Below are 3,630 nucleotides of genomic sequence, written 5' to 3'. Positions count from 1 at the left end.
AGTGATTATCACCAGTCCTAAATAGTATAGAGCCGCTTTTTTAATCATTCAATACATAAAAAGACCGTCTTATAATCATATGGTTCATGGTTATAAGGCGGTCTTTATTGTTCATTATAATAGTTCTTCGATATCTGATTTGATTTGACTTGGATTTTTTTGTGGTGAGAAACGATTGACTACATTGCCATCTCTATCTATTAAGAACTTAGTGAAATTCCATTTGATTTTACTATTGAAAAATCCATCTTGTTGTTCTGTTAAGTATTGATAAAGTGGATGTTGTTCAGGTCCGTTCACTTTAATTTTTTCGTGCATTGGGAAAGTTACCCCATAATTAATTTTACAATTTTGCATGGCTTCTTGACCGTTACCAGGTTCTTGCTTGCCAAATTGGTTACAAGGGAATCCTAATACGACAAAGCCTTGATCTTGGTATTGTTCGTAAAGCTCTTGCAAGCCTTCAAACTGTGGCGTAAAGCCACATTGACTCGCTGTGTTGACGATTAACATGACCTTTCCTTTGTATTGATCTAGTTGATAGGTTGTGCCATCGGTTTTTGTAACTTCAATATCATATATGCTCATGTTTTCTTCACCTCGATGTCCCAAACTTAACACATTTCGCCTGAATAGTCTTTAGATATGCTCTATGATAAAATGGAATAGATTACTAGTAGATTGAATAAACATTCAAAATGACCGTAAAATGAATTTAAGGAGGATACATTTTTGCCTCAAGAGAGAATATTTGATACAGAAGAAGCGGTAGAAAAAGCATTATTAATCGGGGTCGATGCATATGATGAAAAACAATTCGATTTCCGTGAAACCATGGATGAATTAAAAGCACTTGCTGAAACATGCCGATTAGATGTTTTAGGTGAAATTACACAACAAAAAGACCGCATTGAAGATAAATCGTATGTTGGTAAAGGTAAATTACAAGAAATTAAAGATTATGTAGAAATGTATGATGTCGATGTCGTTGTAGCTAACGATGAACTGACAACTGCACAATCTAAAAGTCTGAATGATAATTTAGGTATTAAAATTATAGATAGAACCCAATTAATATTAGAAATTTTCGCGATGCGCGCAAGCAGTAAGGAAGGTAAACTGCAAGTTGAATTAGCACAACTTGATTATTTAATGCCACGTCTGCAAGGTCATGGTAAAAGTTTATCTAGACTTGGTGGCGGTATCGGAACAAGAGGTCCTGGTGAAACAAAATTAGAAACAGACAGACGTCATATTCGTCGCCGTATGAATGAAATCAAACACCAACTTCAAACTGTAGTCGAACATCGTGAACGCTATCGTTCTAAACGTAGACAAAATCATGTGTTCCAAGTAGCTTTAGTAGGTTATACGAACGCTGGTAAATCAACTTGGTTTAATATTTTAGCGGATGAATCTACTTATGAAAAAGATATTTTATTCGCTACATTGGATCCGAAAACACGCCAAATCCAAGTGAATGATGGTTATCATTTAATTATCTCTGATACAGTTGGTTTTATTCAGAAGTTACCGACTACGTTAATTGCCGCATTTAAATCCACATTAGAAGAAGCGCGCGATGCGGATTTACTACTTCACGTTGTTGACGCAAGTAATGAAGAATATCGTACGCAGTATGATACGGTTAACCGTATCATTGGCGATTTAGATATGGATAAGATTCCACAAGCAGTCATCTTTAATAAGAAAGACTTGAACGAAGGACCAACCCCTGCATCTCAATTGCCGAATGTATATGTTTCAGCACGTGATGAAGCGGATGAAGAAAAAGTAAGACAGTTATTAATAGACCAAGTAGAAAAACAAATGGAATCTTATGAAGAGACAGTTCCTGCAGATGATGCAGATCGTCTATACTTCTTAAAACGTCATACGTTGATTCATAAACTTGAATTTAACGAAGAAAATGAAAGTTATGAAGTAGAAGGTTATAGAAGAAAAGCAGAAGAAAATGGAGAGAAGTAAGCACCATGGATTTAGAACAAATTATTCAAGAAACAGAAACAGAATTACAATCTTATTTTAAAACAATTGAAGCTTGCGCTTATCGTAATCAAGCGAAAGTGTTAGATGCCTTTCACGCGGTGAAAGCGACAGAATCTGATTTGCAAGGGACAACAGGTTATGGTTATGACGACATCGGTCGTGACCATTTAGAAGAAATCTATGCGCATACGTTTAAAGCTGAAGATGCGTTAGTCAGACCGCAAATTATTTCTGGTACGCATGCGATTACTGTGGCTTTACAAGCCAATCTAAAACATGGTGATGAATTATTATATATTACCGGCAGCCCTTACGACACACTGTTAGAAGTCATCGGTGTCAATGGTAATGGTATCGGCAGTTTAAAAGAGAATGGCGTATTATATAACGAAGTCGCTTTAACAGAAACTGGACAAATTGATGTTCCTGCAGTACTGAATGCGATAAATGACCATACAAAAGTGATCGCAATACAACGTTCTAAAGGTTATGATCAACGCCCATCAATTATGGTGGATGAAATTAAACGTGCAGTGGCTGATATCAAAGCAGAACATCCTGATGTGATTGTCTTTGTAGATAATTGCTATGGAGAGTTTGTAGAAGATGAAGAGCCGATTGAAGCAGGTGCAGATATCATGGCAGGTTCACTTATTAAAAACCCAGGTGGCGGTTTGGCACGTATCGGCGGCTACATTGTTGGTAAAACAAATTTAATTGAACGTTGCGGTTATCGTTTGACTGCACCAGGTATTGGAAAAGAAGCCGGAGCTTCTTTAACTGAGCTGCCAAGCATGTATCAAGGCTTCTTCTTAGCGCCACATGTGGTTAGTCAAAGCTTGAAAGGTGCATTATTTACAAGTTTATTTCTAACGAAATTAAACATGAATACTGTACCGGCATTTGATACACCAAGAACGGATTTAATTCAAACTGTTCAATTTGATACAGCAGAACAAATGATTCGCTTCTGCCAATGTATTCAAGCCGCTTCACCTATCAACGCACACTTCAGTCCAGAACCAAGTTATATGCCGGGCTATGAAGATGATGTGATTATGGCAGCTGGGACATTCGTACAAGGTTCATCTATTGAACTTTCAGCAGATGGTCCAATCAGACCGCCATATGAAGCTTATGTTCAAGGCGGCTTAACGTATGAACATGTTAAGTTGGCAGTCACAAGAGCTGTTCAACAAATGAATGAAGAAGGTCTTATCTAAAATAAAGCAACCGACGCAATTTTGCGTCGGTTTTTTAATGAAAACACAGAAAAAATACTATAAAGTATATGAAATTTAAAAAATAAAAGATATAATAATAATGAACATGTGAGAGAAAAAGAAGGTACATGAATCAACGAAGTGGAGGAGAACGTTATGGTTCTGACTTATCGTACCTTATTATTTGTCTTATCATTAATGATGCTGTTGTGCTTTGAAGCAAGTAAATCTTTAGGACCTGTATTTTTCTATTCGGTGTTAGGAATATATATGGTAGCAGTTTCTTTCATTTTGTATAAACTTGGTAAGATAAAACGCAATAAAAGATTAAGATAGCAACAAAAAAGAGGCCAGTCGGCCTCTTTTCAGACCGTAGACAAACTACCGTTATAACTTG

3 protein-coding genes are annotated in these 3,630 nt (G+C 36.5%); 2 read left to right on the top strand and 1 reads right to left on the bottom strand.

Annotated elements, in window-relative coordinates; genetic code table 11:
• Positions 1-114: 114 nt before the first annotated feature.
• Positions 115-588: a glutathione peroxidase gene (locus tag HMPREF3031_RS10245; RefSeq protein ID WP_002480822.1), complete on the bottom strand. Its 474-nt coding sequence runs from the start codon at positions 586-588 to the stop codon at positions 115-117.
• A 144-nt stretch (positions 589-732) separates the two neighbouring features.
• Here HMPREF3031_RS10245 and hflX point away from each other — a divergent pair, with 144 nt between their 5' ends.
• Both hflX and HMPREF3031_RS10235 read left to right on the top strand, forming a co-directional pair.
• Entirely contained in the window at positions 733-1,989 is a 1,257-nt protein-coding gene (gene hflX, locus HMPREF3031_RS10240) for a GTPase HflX (RefSeq protein ID WP_061054744.1), read from the top strand.
• A gap of 5 nt (positions 1,990-1,994) precedes the next feature.
• On the top strand, positions 1,995-3,233 hold the full coding sequence (locus tag HMPREF3031_RS10235) for a methionine gamma-lyase family protein (protein WP_002480824.1): 1,239 nt from the start codon (positions 1,995-1,997) through the stop codon (positions 3,231-3,233).
• The last annotated feature ends 397 nt before the right edge of the window (positions 3,234-3,630 follow it).

Source organism: Staphylococcus sp. HMSC072B07, from assembly GCF_001815505.1.
Taxonomy (GTDB): Bacteria; Bacillota; Bacilli; order Staphylococcales; family Staphylococcaceae; genus Staphylococcus; species Staphylococcus simulans.
Note: the sequence above shows the minus strand (reverse complement) of the source record. Positions and strands in the feature narration are given on the sequence as shown.